This is a genomic window from Paraburkholderia sp. SIMBA_054 (genome assembly GCF_046534875.1).
Lineage (GTDB): Bacteria > Pseudomonadota > Gammaproteobacteria > Burkholderiales > Burkholderiaceae > Paraburkholderia > Paraburkholderia hospita.
Genome location: NZ_JAWRXV010001533.1, coordinates 1 through 242, shown reverse-complemented (window position 1 = coordinate 242; position 242 = coordinate 1). Strand labels below are relative to the sequence as shown.

General features: G+C 61.2%; 1 pseudogene. It reads right to left on the bottom strand.

The annotated features are described in order from the left end of the window. Positions 1-242: pseudogene (locus SB822_RS60165) on the bottom strand (hemolysin D); the annotation flags it as partial.

Genomic DNA, 242 nt, shown 5'->3' with positions numbered 1-242 from the left:
GCATTCGCTTTCGCGTATTCGTGACTCAAGCGGAAATCCAATTCGGCGAGCTTCGATTGCGCAACACGGTACGCATTGTCCGCTTCCATCGACGCGGTTCTCTTTTGCTCCACCTGCAATTCGGCAATACCGCCGCCGCCCGGCTGCGCGAATAGCCGCGAATAGCGGTCGAGTTCCTGGTGTGCGGCCTCGCGTACCCGCCGCGCGTTGTCGAGTGCACTGCGCGCTTCGTCGAGTTCAGC